Genomic DNA, 17,353 nt, shown 5'->3' with positions numbered 1-17,353 from the left:
CGGTCCGCACCCCATGTCCGATCCGACCCAGCCTGCCACCCCCGTCGCGCCCGATAAAGGCGCCAACACCATGTGGGGCGGCCGCTTCGCCGGCGGGCCGGCGGCGATCATGGAGCGGATCAACGCCTCGATCGGCTTCGACCGCAAGCTCTGGGCGCAGGACATCGCCGGGTCGCGCGCTCATGTCGCAATGCTCGCCCCCCAGGGCATCGTCTCCGCCGAGGACGCCGAGGCCATCACCCGCGGCCTCGACCAGGTCGAGCGCGAGATCGCCGAGGGCCGGTTCGAGTTCAAGACCGCGCTCGAAGACATCCACATGAATGTCGAGGCGCGGCTGGCCGAGATCATCGGCCCGGCCGCCGGGCGCCTGCACACGGCGCGCAGCCGCAACGACCAGGTGGCGACCGATTTCCGCCTGTGGGTGCGCGACGCCTTCGACCGGCTGGAGCAGGGGCTGAAGGCACTGCAGGCGGCGCTGATCGCCCAGGCCGAGCAGCACGCCGACACCATCCTGCCGGGCTTCACCCATCTGCAGGTGGCGCAGCCGGTCACCTTCGGCCATCACCTGCTGGCCTATGTCGAGATGCTGGGCCGCGACCGCAGCCGCGTCGCCGACGCCCGCGCCCGGGCCAATGAATGCCCGCTCGGCGCCGCGGCATTGGCCGGCACGCCCTTTCCGATCGACCGGCACCTGACCGCCAAGGCCCTCGGCTTCGACCGGCCGACCGCCAACTCGCTCGACAGCGTCTCCGACCGCGACTTCGCGCTCGACTATCTCGCCACCGCCGGCATCTGCGCCATGCACCTGTCGCGGCTGGCGGAGGAGATCGTGTTCTGGTCGACGCCGCAGTTCCGCTTCATCCGCCTGTCCGACGGCTTCTCGACCGGGTCGTCGATCATGCCGCAGAAGCGCAACCCGGACGCGGCAGAGCTGGTGCGCGGCAAGACCGGCCGGGTGTTCGGCAGCCTTGGCGCGCTGCTGACCGTGATGAAGGGCCTGCCCCTGACCTACCAGAAGGACATGCAGGAGGATAAGGAGCCGGTCTTCGACGCCGACGACACGCTGATGCTGTGCCTGGCTGCGATGACCGGCATGGTCGAGAGCTGGACCGTCAATGCCGAGGCGATGCGCCGGGCCACCGAGGCCGGCTTCCCGACCGCGACCGATCTGGCCGACTGGCTGGTGCGGCAGCTCGGCGTGCCGTTCCGCGAGGCGCACTACATCACCGGCCATCTGGTGAAGCTGGCGGAAGACAAGGGCTGCCGCCTGTCCGAGCTGACGCTGGCGGAGATGCAGGCGGTCCATGCCGGCATCACCGACGCCGTCTACGCCGTGCTGACCGCCGAGGCCTCGGTCGCCAGCCGCAAGAGCTATGGCGGCACCGCGCCCGACCGGGTGCGCGAGGCCGTCCAAGCCGCAAAGGAGCGTTTCCTGTGATCCTGCGAATCCTGCTCGCCATAACCCTCGCCTTCGGCCTCGTCGCCTGCGGCAAGAAGGCGGCCTCGGTCAGCCCGCCCGATCCCAAGACCTCGGCCTATCCGCGGAGCTACCCGAGCACATGACCGCTTTCGGTTATCGCAACGGCGCCCTCTTCGCCGAGGACGTCGACCTCGCCGCCGTGGCCGCGCAGGTCGGCACGCCGGCCTATGTCTATTCGAGCGCGGCGCTGGTCGCGAACTATCGCGCCTATGTCGACGCGCTGGCCGGGCTGCCGATCGCCGTCTGCTTCGCCGCGAAGGCCAATTCCAACCTCGCGGTGCTGCGCACCCTGGTGCGGCAGGGCGCCGGCATCGACGTGGTCTCGACCGGCGAGATGAAGCGGGCGCTGGCCGCCGGCTGCCCGCCCGACCGCATCGTCTTCTCCGGCGTCGGCAAGACCGCGGAGGATCTGGAGGCGGCGCTCCTGGCCGGCATCCACCAGATCAATGTGGAATCGCTGCAGGAGCTGGAGCTGCTGTCGCGGGTCGCGGTGCGGGTGCGGCGGGACGCGGTGGTCGCCTTCCGGGTGAACCCCGACGTCGACGCCAAGACCCACACCAAGATCTCGACCGGCCGCAAGGGCGACAAGTTCGGCATCGAGCTCGAGGACGCGGCCCTGGCCTATGAGCGGGCACGGGCGCTGCCCGGCGTCCGCCCGGTCGGCATCGCCGCCCATATCGGCAGCCAGTTGCTGGACCTGTCGCCCTATCGCGACGCCTATCGCCGCCTGGCCGAGCTGGTGCGCGAGCTGCGCGGCGCCGGCCATGTGGTCGAGCGGCTCGACCTCGGCGGCGGCATCGGCATCTCCTACAAGGGCGACCCGGCGCCGGCGCTGGCCGATTACGCCCGCATCGTGCGCGAGACGGTGGGCGACCTGGGCTGTCACCTGATGGTCGAGCCCGGCCGGTCGATCTGCGGCGATGCCGGCGTCCTATTGTCGCGGGTGATCTTCATCAAGCCGGGGCGGACCCGCAACTTCGTGATCCTCGACGCGGCGATGAACGACCTGATCCGCCCGGCGATGTACGAGGCGTGGCACGGCATCGTGCCGCTGCGCCAGCCGGCGGAGGGCGCGGCCGAGGCCGAGTTCGACGTGGTCGGCCCGGTCTGCGAGAGCAGCGACACCTTCGCCAGGGCCCGGTCCCTGCCGCCCCTGGCCGCCGGCGACCTCGTCGCCTTCACCGGCGCCGGGGCCTATGGCGCGGTGATGGCGTCGACCTACAACACCCGGCCGCTGGTGCCGGAGGTGCTGGTCGACAAAGATCGATTTGCTATCGTCAGAAAACGGCCCACATTTGAAGAGATGGTCGCCGGGGAGAGCCTGCCGCCCTGGCTGGCCCGGGTGGACTGACGACGGAGGCGTAGGAGGAGAGGTGGCCCGCAGCCCGACCGAGGCCCCCAGGACGACCGAGCCGGCCGAGCCGCGCGTCAAGATCGCGCTGGCATGGCTGGCCGCGGCCTGGGAGGCGGCGTGGCGCGCCGCCTGGCCCGTCGCCACCGTGCTCGGCGCCTTCCTCGTCCTCGCCGGCTTCGACCTGCTGCCCGACCTGCCGGGCTGGCTGCACGCCCTGATCCTGGTTGCCTTCGCCGCGGCGCTGGTCGTCGCCAGCCGGCCGCTGTGGCGGCTGCGGCTGCCCGACGGCCTGGCGGCGCGGCGCCGGCTGGAGCGCGACAGCGGCATCGAGCACCGGCCGCTGACCGGGCTGCGCGACACCCAGGCCACCGGCACCTCCGACCCGCTCAGCCGGGTGCTGTGGCAGCGCCACCTGGCCCAGCGCGCGGCCCAGCTGCGGCTGCTCAAGCCCCGCCTGCCGCGGCCGCGCAACGCCGAGGCCGACCGCTTCGCCCTGCGCGGCCTGGTGGTGATCGGGCTGATCCTGGCCGTGGTCGCCGCCGGCGACGACTGGCGCGGGCGGCTCGGCCGGGCGCTGTCGCCCGGGCTGTTCGGCGCCACCGCCGCCACCGCCCCGCGGCTCGACCTGTTCGTCACCCCGCCCTCCTACACCGGCCGGCCGCCGATCTACCTCACCGCCGGGCAGGTGGCGGCGCCCGGGAGCGGCCAGCCGGTGCCCGGGCCGGTCGAGATCCCGACCGGCAGCGCCCTGGTCGGCCGGGTCGCCGGCGGCGACGGGGTCCCGACCCTCAGCCTCGCCGGCAGCGACACTGCCTTCACCCCGATCGAAGGGGGCAATTACGAGCTGCAGGCCAAGGTGACCGGCGGCGACCGGCTGTCCGTCAGCCAGGACGGCGCGGTGCTGGGCGACTGGCCGGTGAAGGTGCTGCCCGACGCGCCGCCGACCGTGGCCTTCACCGACAAGCCGAAGCCGACCGAACGCCAGGCGCTGCGGCTCGATGCCACCGCGACCGACGATTACGGCATCGCCACCCTGACCGCGACCATCACCCTGGCGCCGGGCGCGCCCGCGGTGCTGGACCAGACGCCCATGACCATCCCGCTGTCGGTGCCGGGCCGCTGGCCGCGCGAGGTCAAGACCACCAGCTATCAGGACCTGACGCCGCATGCCTGGGCCGGGCAGGCGGCCGACATCGTGCTGACCGCGACCGATGCGGCCGGGCAGAGCACGAAGACCGCGCCCGAGCGAGTGACGCTGCCGGAGCGCGAGTTCCACCATCCCGTGGCCCGCGCCATCATCGAGCAGCGCCGGATCCTGACCCTGCAGCCGGACCAGTCGGAAAGCGTGGCCGAGACGCTGGACATGCTGTCGCAGCGGCCGGACCGCTACTATGACGACCGGGTGGTGTTCCTGGCGCTGCGCACCGCCGCCCGGCGGCTGTTCTTCGCCCAGGACCCGAAGCCGCATGTGGCGCCGCTGCGCGACCTGCTGTGGGACACCGCGCTCCGGATCGAGGACGGCGACATGTCGCTGGCCGAACGGTCGCTGCGCGAAGCGCAGCAGCGCCTGGCCGACGCGCTGGAGCGCAACGCCAGCGACGAGGAGATCAAGCAGCTGACCGAGGAGCTGCGCCGGGCGATGGACCGCTACCTGCAGGCGATGGCCGAGCAGATGCGGGAGAAGATGCAGCGCGGCGAGCTGAGCGAGATGATGCTGCCGCCGGACGCGCAGATCATGGACCGGAAGCAGTTCCAGGACATGATCGACCGGATGCAGCAGCTGTCCGAATCCGGCGCCAAGGACCAGGCGCGGGAGCTGCTGTCCCAGATGCAGAACATGATGGAAAACCTGCGCATGGGGCAGATGAGCCAGCAGCAGGCGGAGGCGCAGCAGCGCGCCATGAACCTGCTGAAGGACCTGCAGAAGCTGACCAACGCGCAGCGCCAGCTGCTGGACCAGACCTACCGCCAGCAGCAGGCGCAGGAGGGTGGCGAGCAGGGCGACCCCTCGCAGCAGCAGGGCACGCCGGAGCAGAACGCCCAGACCCAGGAAGCGCTGCGCCGGGCGCTGGGCGAGCTGATGCGCGAGCTCGGCGACATGGGCGGCGACATCCCGATGCCGCTCGGCCGGGCCGAGCGGGCGATGAAGCAGGCGGGCGAGTCCCTGGCCCAGGGCGACCCCGGCGGCGCCGTGCCGGCGCAGACCGAGGCGCTGGACCAGCTGCAGCAGGGGCTGCAGGGCATGGCGCAGCAGATGATGGAGGCCATGGGCGCCCAGCCGGGCATGGTCGGCCGCGCCCAGAACGGGCAGAATTTCGAGAACCAGGATCCGCTGGGCCGGCCGATGACCAACAGCGGCGGCACCACCAATGGTGATGTCGGCCTGCCGACCAAATTCGACACCGAGCGCGCCCGCGCCATCCTCGACGAGCTGCGCCAGCGGCTGAACGACCGCTCGCGCCCGCCGCCGGAACGGGATTATATCGAAAGGCTGCTGCGCCAGTTCTGAGCGCGGCCCGATTCCGCCAGGACGAGGATTCCCGTGACGGCGATCACGCTCGAGACGATCCGTGCGGCACGCGCCCGCATCGCCCCCCATGTGTTGCGCACCCCGACCCTGCCGCGCGAGCTGCTCGGCAGCCTGCTCGGCCTGCCGGTGGTGACGAAGCTGGAGCTGCTGCAGCATGGCGGCTCGTTCAAGGCGCGCGGCGCCTTCAACGCCATGCTCAGCCTGGGCGAGGCCGAGCGGGCGGCGGGGGTGGTCGCGGTCTCCGGCGGCAACCACGCGCTCGGCGTCGCCTATGCGGCCCGGGTGCTGGGGCTGAACGCCACGCTGATCATGCCGGCCGTGACGCCGGAGAACTACGTCGCCGGCACCCGCGCCGAGGGGGCGGAGGTGGTGCTGGTCTCCGACATCGCCGCCGCCTTCGCCGAGGCCGAGCGCCAGGCCGCCGCCGGCCGCACCCTGATCCACCCCTTCGACGACCCGCGGGTGATCTCCGGCCAGGGCACGATGGGGCTGGAGCTCTTGGAGGACGCGCCGGACGTCACCGACATCATCGCCTCGATCGGCGGCGGCGGCATGATCTCGGGCGTCATCACCGCGGTGAAGGCGCTGCGGCCGGAGATCCGGATCTGGGGCGTCGAGACCGAGGGCGCCGACGCTATGAGCCAGGCGCTGGCCGCCGGCAAGCCGGTGCGCCTGCCGGCCGTCACCTCGATCTCCACCACCCTCGGCGCGCCCTCGGTCTCGGAGCGCACCCTCGCGATCGTGCGCGACGCGGTGGAGGAGGTGCTGGTGGTGCCGGATGCCGAGGCGGTGCGCGGCGTGCAGATCCTGGCCGAGCAGGCGAAGGTGGTGACCGAACCGGCGGCCGGCTGCACCCTGGCCGCGGCGCTGCGGCTGAAGGACCGGCTGCCGCGCGACGCGCGGGTGGCGCTGATCCTGTGCGGCGGCAACGTCTCGCTGGCCGACATCGAGCGCTGGCGGGTGCGCTTCGGCATCGCCTGAGCCGGCCGGCTCAGAAGCTGGGGGGCGTGATCGCCCAGATCACCCGGGTGATGCCGGGGCCGGGATTGCGGTAGCGGTGCGGCCGGGTGCTGGCCAGGGCGAAGCTGTCGCCGGCGCCCAGGACGTAGAGCTTCTCGTCGACCCATAGCTCCAGCGCGCCGGACAGGATGAAGCCGGCCTCCTCGCCCTCATGGGTGTAGCTGTCCGGGCTGCCGGCGCCGGGCTGGATGGTGCACAGCAGCAGCTCCAGCTTGCCGTCGAGGTTCGGCACCAAGAGCTCGTCGGTCAGGCCGAGCCCGCCCATGTCCAGCACTTTGCGCCGGCCGGCGCGGACCACGACCCGGTCCTCATCGTCTCGTGGCGCGGGGTCGCGAAAGAACCAGCCGATGGTCACGCCCATGGCGCTGCTGATCAGCTGCAGCTGCCGGATCGTCGGCGTCGACAGGCCGCGTTCGACCTGCGACAGGTGGCCGACCGACAGTCCGGTGGTGGCCGCCAGCTTCGTCAGGGTCAGGCCGCGCTGCTGCCGCAGCTCGCGGATCTGCGGCCCGATCGTGTCGACCGGATCGCCGGAGGACGGGTCGGAGTCCGCCGTCTGCAGATCGGGATCGGGGTGCTCGCCTTCGGTCATGACCCTACCTTCACGCCGGCCTCACGCCCGCCGGGCCTTGACGTCGCGCAGGATCTCGCGCGCGGCGTTGTGGCCCGGGATGCCGGAGACGCCGCCGCCCGGATGCATCGACGAGCCGCAGATGTAAAGCCCCCGGAACGGCGTGCGGTAATCGGCATAGCCGGAGACCGGGCGCTGGAAGAACAGCTGGTCGGTCGACAGCTCGCCATGGAAGATGTGGCCCTGCGGCAGCGCCACGATGCGCTCGATGTCCGGCGCCACCAGCAGCTGGGCCTCGATCACGTCGTTGGAGAAGCCGGGCGCGTGCTCCTCGATCGTGTCGAACACGGTCTTGCGGAACTCGTCCTTCTCCACCGCCCAGTCGCCGCCCTTCAGCGTGTAGGGGGCGTGGCCGCCGAACAGGTTGACGACATGCTTGCCGGGCGGGGCCAGGCTGTCGTCGACGATGGTCGGCACCACCGGCGTCAGGAACGGCCGGCTGGAGTACCAGCCGTATTTGGCGTCGTCGTACGCGCGCTCGAGATAGTCGATGTCGGGCGCGATGTGCATGTAGGTCGGGTAGCTGAAATTGCCCAGCGCGCCGTCGGCCCTGACCTTGTCGAGGATGCGGTACTGCGGCGGCCGCTCGCAGGCGATGTTCATCTTGAAGGCGGTGGAGAAGCTGCGATAGCCGCGGATCTCGCGCAGCAACTCGGCCGGCAGATGCGCCTCGCCGATCATGTCGAGGTACAGCGTCTTGGCGCTGGCGTTGGAGACGATGATCCGCGCCGAATAGGTGTCGCCCGCCTTGGTGGTGACGGCTGTGGCCCGGTCGCCGGTCAGCCGCACCTCCGCGATCTCGGCCTCGGTGACGTGGTCGACGCCGATGCTGCGGCCGTAGGAGGCCAGCGCCTGGGTGATTGCGCCCATGCCGCCCTTGATGAAGCCCCAGCCGCCCGCGCCCTCATGTTCGCCCATGATGTGGTGCATGATGACGTAGGCCGACCCCGGGGTCTTCGGCCCGGCGAAGGTGCCGATCGAGGCGTAATAGGCCAGGACCGCCATCACCCGGTCGTCCTCGAACCATTCGCGCAGGAAGTCGTAGGCGCTCATGCTCAGCATGTCGGCGACGCGGTACATCCTGCGGCCGATCTTGCGGTGCCGCCACAGCAGGGCGGCGGTGTCGCGGAAACCGCGCCAGTCGCGCCTTGCGGGGTCGACCGGCGTCTCCCACAGCAGCTTGCGCACGATCTGCGCCGCCTCCTGCAGGTAGCGGTCGAACTCCGGATAGATCGCGGCGTCCTTCTGCGAGAACTTGGCGAAGCTGGCCTGGGTCTTGGCCATGTCGTCGGAGAACAGGATGTAGTCGTCGCCGCCGACCGGCGAGACCATGTCCGAGCAGGGCAGCACCTGCAGCCCGTGCTTCGCCAGCTCGAAATCGCGGATGATGCGGGGATGCAGCAGGCTCATCAGGTAGGAGAAGATCGAGGCGCGGAAGCCCGGCGCGATCTCCTCCGTCACCGCGGCGCCGCCGAGGACCCTGCGGCGCTCCAGCACCAGCACCTTGAGGCCGGAACGGGCCAGGTAGTTGGCGCAGACCAGGCCGTTATGGCCGGCGCCGATGATGATGGCGTCGTAGCGCTTGGCCGCACCGTTGGTGGACGGGGACGTCGTGGTCATCGGTCTCTCTATTCGGCGGCGGCGCGGTGGGTCGGGGCAGGGTCGGCCATGCCGCGGCGGACCATGTCCTGGAAGGCATGCACGGCGTGCTCGTGCTTCGGCGACAGCGGCCCGCGCTGGTAGATGCCGGCGTTCAGGTTGCGCTGCACCCCGGTGATGATGTCGAGGTCCTCGCTGACGATCTGGGCCGACCATTCGATCGACCGGCGGTTCTCCTCCGCCTTCTCGGGCGAGATGTCGGTGAAGAAGTACCAGTTGACGTGCCGCAGCCTTCCGGCGCCCAGCGGCTCCAGCGTCGCGATCGAGCTGCCCCAGTCGTAGAGGTTCAGCATCAGGAACGGGAAGCGGTAGAAATAGACGCCGCGGGTCAGCCCGCCGTCCCGCTTCGGCGCGTGCAGGTGGAAGACGCCGGCCTCGTCATGCACGTCGATGCTGTAGCGTTCCATGTCCAAGGAGGCGCACAGGCCGGGATGCATGGTCCGGCAGTGGTAGCATTCGAGGTAGTTCTCGCCGTAGGTCTTCCAGTCGACCTCGCAGTCGCGGTTCTTCTCGGCGAACCAGTGCTGCTGCTCCAGCGGAGTGTCGGCGGCCAGGGCGTCGATGGGCCCGAGCCAGTCGCGCAGGCCCTCGCCCTCCGGCGCGATCCGCAGGAAGACCAGACCGCGCCACTCCTCGGCCGCGATGCGGAAGAGGCCCCATTCCTCCGGGTCGAAGGCGGGGGCGGAGCCGAAATCGGGCGACCGCTTCAGCTTGCCGTCGAGCGTGTAACTCCAGCTGTGATAGGGGCAGACCACCAGCCGAGAGCACTGCCCTTCCGGCTTGGTCAGCAGCTGGGCGCCGCGGTGGCGGCAGACATTGTGGAAAGCGCGGACCTGCCCGTCCTCGCCGCGGAGGACGAAGACCGGATAGCCCGCGACCGTGCCGGTGACGTAGTCGCCCGGGTTCTGCAGCCGGCCGGACCAGGTGAACAGCATCCAGTGCCGGGCGAAGATGCGCGTGCGCTCCTCTTCGTAGCGCTCCGGGTCGCGGTACCAGGCAGCGGGCAGGGTCCAGGTGAAGCCGTCCGCCGCGGCGGGGCTCGTCATCGTCATGGCGCAACCTCTCGGTCGGTCGCCGCCGGCTCGCGGCCGGCGCGCAGGATCTGCAGGAGAACCAGCAGCAAGGTCAGGGCGAACAGCACCGTCGCCGCCGCCGCGATGGTGGGGTCCACCCGCTCGTTGATGCCGTCCCACATCTTGCGCGGCAGGGTGTAGACCGCGCGGGCGGCGATGAAGAGCGTGACCACGATCTCGTCCCAGGAGGTGAGGAAGGCGAAGACCCCGCCGGCCAGGATGCCGGGCAGGATCTGCGGCAGGATCACCCAGCGGATGGTCTGGGACTGGGAGGCGCCGAGCGAGCGCGACGCCTGGTCCTGGCGCGGATCGACCGAGGCCAACGCGGCCGAGACCGTGACCAGGACATAGGGCGCGGCCAGCAGCGTGTGCGCCAGGATCACCCCGGCGAAGCTGTCCAGCAGCCCGATATTGGCGAAGAAGCGATAGAAGGCCAGCGCCGACACCACCGGCGGCACGATCAGCGGCGCCAGGGCCAGCATCCGGGCGAATTCGCCCAGCGCCGAGGACAGCCGCCACAGCCCGATCGCCGCCAGCGTGCCCAGCGCCACCGACAGCGCGGTGACGGCGAGGCCGATGCCGAGGCTCTGCAGCATCGCCGAGCGCCACTGGTCGTCGCCGAACAGCGTGGCGTAGTGCTGGAAGGAGATGCCGTCGGCCGGCAGCGACAGGTACCGGTTCGGCGTCACCGACAGCGGCATTGCCACCAGCGTCGGCAGCATCAGGAACAAGAGCACGGCCCAGCACAGGGCGACCAGGACGGACCAGCGCATCAGGCCCCTCCCCCGAACAGGCGGCGGACATCGACGACGCGGGACAGCGCCGCGATCAGGAGCAGGACGGAGAGCAGCAGCACCGACGCCATCATGGTGCCGACGCCCCAGCGCACGGTCTGGAAGATCTGCAGCCGGACATATTCCGCGATCATCACCACCTTGCCGCCGCCGAGGATCGCGGGCGTGACCAGGAAGCCGAGCGACAGCACGAAGACCAGCAGGCTCGCGGCGAAGATCCCGGGCAGCGACAGCGGCAGGAACACGCGGGCGAAGGTGCGCAGCGGCCCGGCGCCGAGCGAGCGCGAGGCGGCGGCCAAGGCCGGGTCGATGCCCTTCATCCCGGCATAGAGCGGCAGCACGGCGTAGGGCACCATGTAGTGCACCATGCCGACCAGCACGCCGAACTCGTTGCGCACCAGCGGCAGCGGCTCGGTGATCAGGCCGAGCCCGGCCAGCGCCCCGTTCACCAGCCCCTCGCTGCGCAGCAGGGTCAGCCAGGCGAAGGCGCGGACCAGCACCGACACCCAGAACGGCACCAGCACGAAGGCGGTGATCCAGACCCGGTGCCGCGGCGAGGCGTGCAGCATGACAAAGGCGACGAGGTAGCCGAGGACCACGGCGCAGAGCGTGGTCCAGGCGGCGACGCGGAAGGTGGTCCACAGCACCCGCTGCATGGCGTCGGAGTCCGCCAGCCGCTGGTAGTTGCCGAGGCCGGGCGCCGGGTCGGTGACGCTGATCCACAGGATGTTGGCCAGCGGCAGCAGGTAGAGCAGCAGCAGCGCCGCCATCAGCGGCAGCACCAGCGCCCAGGCCGACGCCGTGGTCCGGCGCCGGGCGGCGAAGGGCAGTGCGCTGTCGAGGGCGGGCGCTGCTGTCATGCCGGCTGCCCGAAACGCAGCCCGAACCATCGACCCGTTATGGCGAGCCCCGCAGGGGCGTGGCCATCCAGGGCGGCTCGCACCGGCCCCTGGATGGCCACGTCGCTTCGCTCCTCACCATGACGGAGAAGGGCTGAGGAGGCGATCTCAAAGGCCGGCGCCACCATCCCTCAGCTCGCGATCAGGTCGAGGAAGTCGTTCTGCACGGTGTCGTAGTTCTCGGCATACCAGGCGCTGTCGATCGGGATCTGCCGGCGATAGTTCGGCTCGTAGCCGCAATCGATCTTCTGCAGTTCGGGCGTCAGGCCGGCGCTGGCGGCCGGGTTGGCCGGGCCGTTGCCGAGCAGCTTCAGCAGCTCGACCTGCCGCTCCGGCACCTGGGTCGAGGCGATGAAGTCGAACACCGCCGGCCCGGCCGGGTTCTTCGCCAATACCGGCAGCACGCCCGGCGCGACGATGCCGTGGTCCCAGGTCCAGGTGATCTTGCCGCCGGAATCCCGGTCCAGCACCGAGGCGCGGGTGCACCAGATCGGGCCCATCGTCACCTCGCCCTCGCGGAACAGCTGCTGGCTTTCTGCCCCGCCGCCCCACAGCAGGAACTGGTCGCGGTGGTCCTTGATGATGGCGAAGGCCTTCTGGACGTCGAGCGGGTACAGCTTGTCCGGCTCGACCCCCGACCCCAGCAGCACCGCCTCCAGCGACCCGACCAGCCATTTGTAGATGGCGCGCTTGCCCGGGAAGTCCTTGAAGTTGAGGTAGTCCTTGAAGCCGTTCGGCGTCTTGCCGCCGGTCTTCTCCAGGCTGAAGGCGTTGACGGTCGAGTACATGTAGGCGGCGCAACCGTATTCGAAGGTGAATTCCGGCCGCACCTTCGACTTGTCGACCTTGGAATAGTCGTAGGGCTGGATCAGCCCCTGCTTGCTCAGGATCGGCAGGTAGAAGCCGTCGGCGTCGGTGCAGTCCCACACCACGTTGCCGCTGTCGATCATCGCCTTGATCGCGCCGGGCGTCGGCTCGGCGCCCAGCACCGTGACCTTGAGGCCGCTGTCCTTGGTGAAAGGGTCGCCCCAGGCCTTGCCCCAGGCCGGCACGGCGTCGCCGCCGAAATTGACCACCACCACCTCCTGTGCCGCGGCCTTCGCCGGGCCGGAGGCGAGCAGCGGCGTGACGCCGAGCGCGCCGAGCACGGCCAGGAAGCCGCGCCGGTCGAGATGCCCTGCCGCGAACCGCTCCGCCGCCATGGCCGCGAGATCCGCGCGATATCGGGATGCCGTCATGATTTGCCCCCTGTTTCAGGCCGAGCTGTCGTCGGCTTCGTCTTCGATCAGAACGGTGGCCTCGGGTGCCCAGCCGACCCAGGCGGCGGCGCCGAGACCGAGGTCCGGCGCCGCCTCCCAGGCGAAGCCGGTCGCGGTCAGCGGGCCGAAGGCGTCGGTGCCGACCACCACCTGCCTTGTGGCGCCGAGATAGGCGATGTCCAACACCCGCCCACGCACCCGGTTGGGCATGTCGCGCGGCTCTTGCGCCGCGACCCGCAGCTTCTCCGGCCGCAGTGCCAGCAGCACGCCGCGGCCCTGGGCCGGCGCCGAGGCACCGCGATGCAGCACCGCGGCGCCGCCGGTCTCGAGCCGGATCAGCCCGCCGTCGCGCCCGGCGATGCGGCCGGCGATGCAATTGCTCTTGCCCAGGAACTCGGCGACGAAGCGGGTGCGCGGCCGTTCGTACAGCTCGTCCGGCGCGCCGGCCTGGACCAGCCGGCCGCGATTCATCACCGCCACCCGGTCGGCCATCGACAGCGCCTCGTCCTGGTCGTGGGTGACCAGGATGAAGGTGGCGCCCAGGTCGCGGTGCAGCGTCTTCAGCTCCAGCTGCATCTCGGCCCGCAGCTGGCGGTCGAGCGCGCCCAGCGGCTCGTCGAACAGCACGATGCCGGGGTCGAACACCAGGGCCCGGGCCACGGCGACGCGCTGCTGCTGGCCGCCGGAGAGCTGCCGGGGGTACCGGTCGTCGAAGCCGTCCAGCCGCACCCGGGCGACGGCGCCGGCGACCCTGGCGGCGATCTCCGCCCGCTTCACGCCGCGCACCTTGAGCGGATAAGCGATGTTCTCGGCCACGGTCATGTGCGGAAACAGGGCATAGCCCTGGAACACCATGCCGAAGTTCCGCTTCTCCGGCGGCACGGCGGTGACGTCGCGGTCGTCGACCGCGATCCGGCCGGCGCTGGGCGCGACGAAGCCGGCGATCATCATCAGCAGCGTGGTCTTGCCGGAGCCGGAGGGGCCGAGCAGCGTCAGGAACTCGCCGCCCGGGATGTCCAGCGACACGTCGTCGACGGCGCGGACCGGGCCGTAGCGGCGAGACAGCCGGGTCAGCACCAGGCCGTGCGCCCCCGGCGCGGCCTGGGAGGATGGCGCCTGCGATCGGGTGGCCCGCATCAGCATCGACCTCGCCCCCTGTCGGGAAGATTTTCATTCTTGTGAAATCAGCCTGCGGGCAGCGGGCGGCGGCTGTCAAGCCTGTTCCGGTCGAAGCCCTACGGTCCGGGATGCCAGAGAAACAGCCGATCCTGCGCTCCGGTCGGATCGCCGGCCAGGTTCGCTGCCGGAATCGCTCGATCTCGCCTGTTTCACTGCTGTGAAAGCGATGGTGATGATCCACCGGTTTCTCCGCGTCGGGGCGAGGGCCCGGATCGGCTCGTTCGGCGGAGGTTCCGTCGCTTACCGCGGTTTAATCTTTCGGAAAGATCGCCGACAGAATCCGCGGCGTAACCATCTTTCCGCCTCGGTCCGATCCCGGCCCGACGCGGCCGCAAGCGCGCCGGGCCGGCGATGCCGACGAGACGCCTTCTCGTGGTGACGAGATCTCTCGCGGAGCTTCATCGATGCGTCTTCCCGCTACCTTCGCCGTCCTGTTGCTGCTGACCGGACTGGCCGGTCCCGCTTTGGCCCAGGAGACGGCCAAGCCGGCCGTCTCCGGCATTTTCCTGACCACGCGCTACCCCGCCTTCACCGTGCGGGCGGGAGAGGCGACGACCATCGACCTGTCGCTGCACGATTACGGCCGGCCGCCGCAGGCCATCCCGCTGTCGGTCGACGGCCTGCCCGCCGGCTGGAAGGCGACGGTGCTGGGCGGCGGCCAGCCGGTCGCGGCCGCCACCGCCGTGCCGGACACCGAGGTGCCGCTGCAGCTCAAGCTCGAGCCCGCGGCCGACGCCAGGCCCGGCACCTACCCGATCACCGTGAAGGGGGCGGGCGAGGGCGACCCGCTGATCCTGGCGCTGGCCGTCACCGTCGGCGAGCAACTGCCGGCCAAGCTGACCGCCACCACCCAGCTGCCGGCCCTGCGCGGCACCGCCACCTCGGCCTTCCAGTACCGCATCACCATCGCCAACGACAGCGGCCGCGACAGCACCGTCAGCCTGCAGGCCGACGCGCCGCAAGGCTTCGAGACCTCATTCACCGAGGCCTATGGCAGCCAGCAGATCACCGCGATCCCGATCCAGGCGGGCAAGAGCAAGGACGTCCAGCTCTCGGTCACGCCGCCGCGCGACGCCGCCGCCGGCAACTACCCGATCAATGTCGGCTTCAACGGCGACGGCGCCTCGGCCCAGCTGAACCTCGCCGCCACCATCACCGGCCAGCCGCGCCTGTCCCTGGTCGGCGACGACGGGCGGCTCAGCGGCGACGCCACCGCGGGCGAAAGCACCACCTTCAACCTGGTGCTGCGCAACGGCGGCAGCGAGGCGGCGCAGGACATCGACCTGTCGGCCTCGCCGCCCGCCGGCTGGAAGATCGAGTTCGAGCCGAAGAGCATCCCGTCGCTGGCCGCCGGCGCGTCGCAGCCGGTGCAGGCCGTGGTCTCGCCGGCGGCGAAGGCGATCGCCGGCGATTACCAGGCGACCTTCCGGGCCAGCGGCAAGCCCGCCGCCTCGGCCTCGGCCGACTACCGCATCACGGTCGAGACCTCGACCCGCTGGGGGCTGATCGGCCTCGCCATCATCGCCGTCGCGGTGCTGATCGTGGTCGCCACGGTCGTCCGCTTCGGCCGCCGGTAAGGCCAGCCATGGCGGAGGATATCGTCCTGTCCACGCGGCAGCTGGTCAAGCGCTACGGCAGCCGCGTCGCCGTCGCCGGCATCGACCTCGAGGTCCGGCGCGGCGAGATCGTCGGCCTGCTCGGCCCCAACGGCTCGGGCAAGACCACGACCATCCTGATGCTGCTGGGCCTGACCGAGGCCTCGCATGGCGAGGCCCGGGTGCTGGGCCGCGACCCGATGCGCGACCCGCTGTCGGTCAAGCGCGCCGTCGGCTACCTGCCCGACGCTGTCGGCTTCTATGACGGGCTGTCGGCGGCGACCAACCTGGTCTACACCGCACGCCTCGCCGGCATCCCGCGGTCGGAGATCCGCGGCCGGATCGACGACGCGCTGGCCCGGGTCGACCTGACCGAGCACGCCGACCGCCGGGTCGCCACCTTCTCCCGCGGCATGCGCCAGCGGCTCGGCCTGGCCGAGATCCTGATGAAGCGGGCGCAGATCGCGATCCTGGACGAGCCGACGGCGGCGCTGGACCCGCATGCAACGCTCGAATTCCTGGCGATGATCCGCGGACTGCGGGAGGCCGGCATCACTGTTCTCCTGTCCTCGCACCATCTCGACCAGGTGCAGAGCGTCTGCGACCGCGTCGCCCTGTTCCACCAGGGCCGGATCGTGCTGTCCGGCACGGTGCGTGACCTGGCGGCGCAGGTGCTGGGCGGCGGCTGGGTGATCGACGTCGCCACCGACCTGCCGGGGGCCGAGGCGCTGCTGCGCACGGTGCCGGAGGTGCAGGCGGTGCTGCCGGTCGAAGCCGGCCGGTGGCGCGTCCAGGCCCGGTCAGACATCCGCAACGCCGTGGCCGCTGCTGTGCTCGGCGCCCGCGGCACGCTGCAGCGGCTCGGCCTGGCCGAGCCCAGCCTGGCCGAGATCTATCGGCGCACCTTCGAGGAGGCGAGAGATGTCGCGGCGTGAAGGCTCCCCCTGGGCCGGCGTCGGCACGGTGCTGGCGAAGGAGACGGCCGACCACCTGACCAGCGTGCGCATGCGCCTGCTCGAGGCGCTGGTGTTCCTGACCGCGCTCGGCGCCACCTACGCGGCGCTGCGCTCGATCCGCGACACGGTCGGCCAGGACCCGTTCCTGTTCCTCAACCTGTTCACGCTGTCGCAGGCGCCGCTGCCGTCCTTCGTCGCCATCCTGGGGTTCCTGGTGCCGCTGGTGGCGATCGCCCTGTCCTTCGACACGGTGAACGGCGAGTTCAGCCGGCGCACGCTCGGCCGCCTCCTGTCCCAGCCGATCTACCGGGACGGGCTGATCTTCGGCAAGTTCGCGGCGGCGCTGCTGACCCTGGCGGTCGCGCTGGTGGCGCTGTGGCTGGCGGTGATCGGCCTCGGCATCCTGCTGCTGGGCCTGCCGCCGAGCACGGAGGAGATCGTGCGCATGGCCGGGTTCCTCCTCGCCACCCTCGCCTTCGGCGGCGTGTGGCTGGCGGTCGGGCTGCTGTTCTCCACCCTGTGCCGGTCGCCGGCCACGGCGGCCCTGTCGGCGCTTGCGGTCTGGCTGGTGGTCGGCATGTTCTGGGCGCCGGTCACCTCGATGATCGCCGATCTGGTCTCGGGCCCGATGATGGGGCCGATGGGCCCGAACATCGATCACCTCCAGACCGCCCAGGCGCTGTCGCGGATCTCGCCCAACGGCCTGTTCGCCGAGATCGCGGTGGCGCTGCTCAACCCCGCCACCCGGACGCTCGGCCCGGTGCTGTACAGCGACCTCGACGGCGCCCTGATCGGCGCGCCGTTGCCGGCGGGGCAGAGCTTCCTCCTGGTCTGGCCGCAATTCACGGCGCTGAGCGCGGCGGTGATCGTGCTGTTCGTCCTGGCGTATCTCATATTCCTGCGCCAGGAGGTGAGAGCGTAGGG

15 protein-coding genes are annotated in these 17,353 nt (G+C 71.0%); 8 read left to right on the top strand and 7 right to left on the bottom strand.

The window, feature by feature from the left end; translation table 11 throughout:
- Positions 1-13: 13 nt before the first annotated feature.
- Genes argH through LG391_RS24780 form a run of 5 tightly spaced genes read left to right on the top strand, consistent with a single transcriptional unit; the run spans position 14 to position 6,345 of the window.
- Positions 14-1,438, top strand: coding sequence for an argininosuccinate lyase (gene argH, locus LG391_RS24795; RefSeq protein ID WP_225770731.1), 1,425 nt, complete (start codon positions 14-16; stop codon positions 1,436-1,438).
- Complete coding sequence (locus LG391_RS34770) at positions 1,435-1,563, top strand: hypothetical protein (protein WP_255646839.1); 129 nt, start codon at positions 1,435-1,437, stop codon at positions 1,561-1,563. The genes argH and LG391_RS34770 overlap by 4 nt, the downstream gene beginning before the upstream one ends.
- Complete coding sequence (gene lysA, locus LG391_RS24790; protein WP_225770730.1) at positions 1,560-2,831, top strand: diaminopimelate decarboxylase; 1,272 nt, start codon at positions 1,560-1,562, stop codon at positions 2,829-2,831. Before LG391_RS34770 ends, lysA begins: the two co-directional genes overlap by 4 nt.
- Before the next feature lie 22 nt (positions 2,832-2,853).
- Positions 2,854-5,343 carry a TIGR02302 family protein gene (locus LG391_RS24785; RefSeq protein WP_225770729.1) on the top strand — a complete coding sequence of 830 codons (2,490 nt, stop codon included), beginning with the start codon at positions 2,854-2,856 and terminating at the stop codon, positions 5,341-5,343.
- Between the two features lie 33 nt (positions 5,344-5,376).
- Entirely contained in the window at positions 5,377-6,345 is a 969-nt protein-coding gene (locus LG391_RS24780) for a threonine/serine dehydratase (RefSeq protein WP_225770728.1), read from the top strand.
- A 10-nt stretch (positions 6,346-6,355) separates the two neighbouring features.
- On the opposite strand, the gene LG391_RS24775 is transcribed toward LG391_RS24780, so the two are convergent.
- From LG391_RS24775 to LG391_RS24745, 7 genes are all read right to left on the bottom strand, one after another.
- Entirely contained in the window at positions 6,356-6,976 is a 621-nt protein-coding gene (locus LG391_RS24775) for a cupin domain-containing protein (protein ID WP_225770727.1), read from the bottom strand.
- Between the two features lie 21 nt (positions 6,977-6,997).
- Positions 6,998-8,635, bottom strand: a complete 1,638-nt coding sequence (locus tag LG391_RS24770; RefSeq protein ID WP_225770726.1) for an NAD(P)/FAD-dependent oxidoreductase — start codon at positions 8,633-8,635, stop codon at positions 6,998-7,000.
- 8 nt (positions 8,636-8,643) lie between these two features.
- Complete coding sequence (locus tag LG391_RS24765) at positions 8,644-9,726, bottom strand: aromatic ring-hydroxylating dioxygenase subunit alpha (RefSeq protein ID WP_225770725.1); 1,083 nt, start codon at positions 9,724-9,726, stop codon at positions 8,644-8,646.
- Positions 9,723-10,520, bottom strand: a complete 798-nt coding sequence (locus LG391_RS24760; protein ID WP_225770724.1) for an ABC transporter permease — start codon at positions 10,518-10,520, stop codon at positions 9,723-9,725. Before LG391_RS24760 ends, LG391_RS24765 begins: the two co-directional genes overlap by 4 nt.
- Positions 10,520-11,401 (bottom strand): ABC transporter permease, encoded by an 882-nt coding sequence (locus LG391_RS24755; protein ID WP_225770723.1) that lies wholly within the window; start codon positions 11,399-11,401, stop codon positions 10,520-10,522. The genes LG391_RS24760 and LG391_RS24755 overlap by 1 nt, the downstream gene beginning before the upstream one ends.
- Positions 11,402-11,571: 170 nt before the next feature.
- Positions 11,572-12,678, bottom strand: coding sequence for an extracellular solute-binding protein (locus LG391_RS24750; RefSeq protein WP_225770722.1), 1,107 nt, complete (start codon positions 12,676-12,678; stop codon positions 11,572-11,574).
- Between the two features lie 15 nt (positions 12,679-12,693).
- A complete protein-coding gene (locus LG391_RS24745; RefSeq protein WP_225770721.1) occupies positions 12,694-13,836 on the bottom strand; it encodes an ABC transporter ATP-binding protein in 1,143 nt (380 codons plus the stop codon).
- 446 nt (positions 13,837-14,282) lie between these two features.
- On the opposite strand from LG391_RS24745, the gene LG391_RS24740 reads away from it, so the two are divergent.
- From LG391_RS24740 to LG391_RS24730, 3 genes are read left to right on the top strand one after another with little or no spacing between them, the layout of a single operon-like run.
- Entirely contained in the window at positions 14,283-15,455 is a 1,173-nt protein-coding gene (locus tag LG391_RS24740; protein ID WP_225770720.1) for an NEW3 domain-containing protein, read from the top strand.
- A gap of 8 nt (positions 15,456-15,463) precedes the next feature.
- The gene (locus tag LG391_RS24735) at positions 15,464-16,408 is read left to right on the top strand and encodes an ABC transporter ATP-binding protein (RefSeq protein WP_225770719.1); all 945 of its coding nucleotides are present in this window, start codon (positions 15,464-15,466) and stop codon (positions 16,406-16,408) included.
- Complete coding sequence (locus LG391_RS24730; RefSeq protein WP_225770718.1) at positions 16,395-17,351, top strand: ABC transporter permease; 957 nt, start codon at positions 16,395-16,397, stop codon at positions 17,349-17,351. The genes LG391_RS24735 and LG391_RS24730 overlap by 14 nt, the downstream gene beginning before the upstream one ends.
- Positions 17,352-17,353 lie beyond the last annotated feature (2 nt).

Source organism: Inquilinus sp. Marseille-Q2685, from assembly GCF_916619195.1.
Classification (GTDB): domain Bacteria; phylum Pseudomonadota; class Alphaproteobacteria; order DSM-16000; family Inquilinaceae; genus Inquilinus.
Note: the sequence above shows the minus strand (reverse complement) of the source record. Positions and strands in the feature narration are given on the sequence as shown.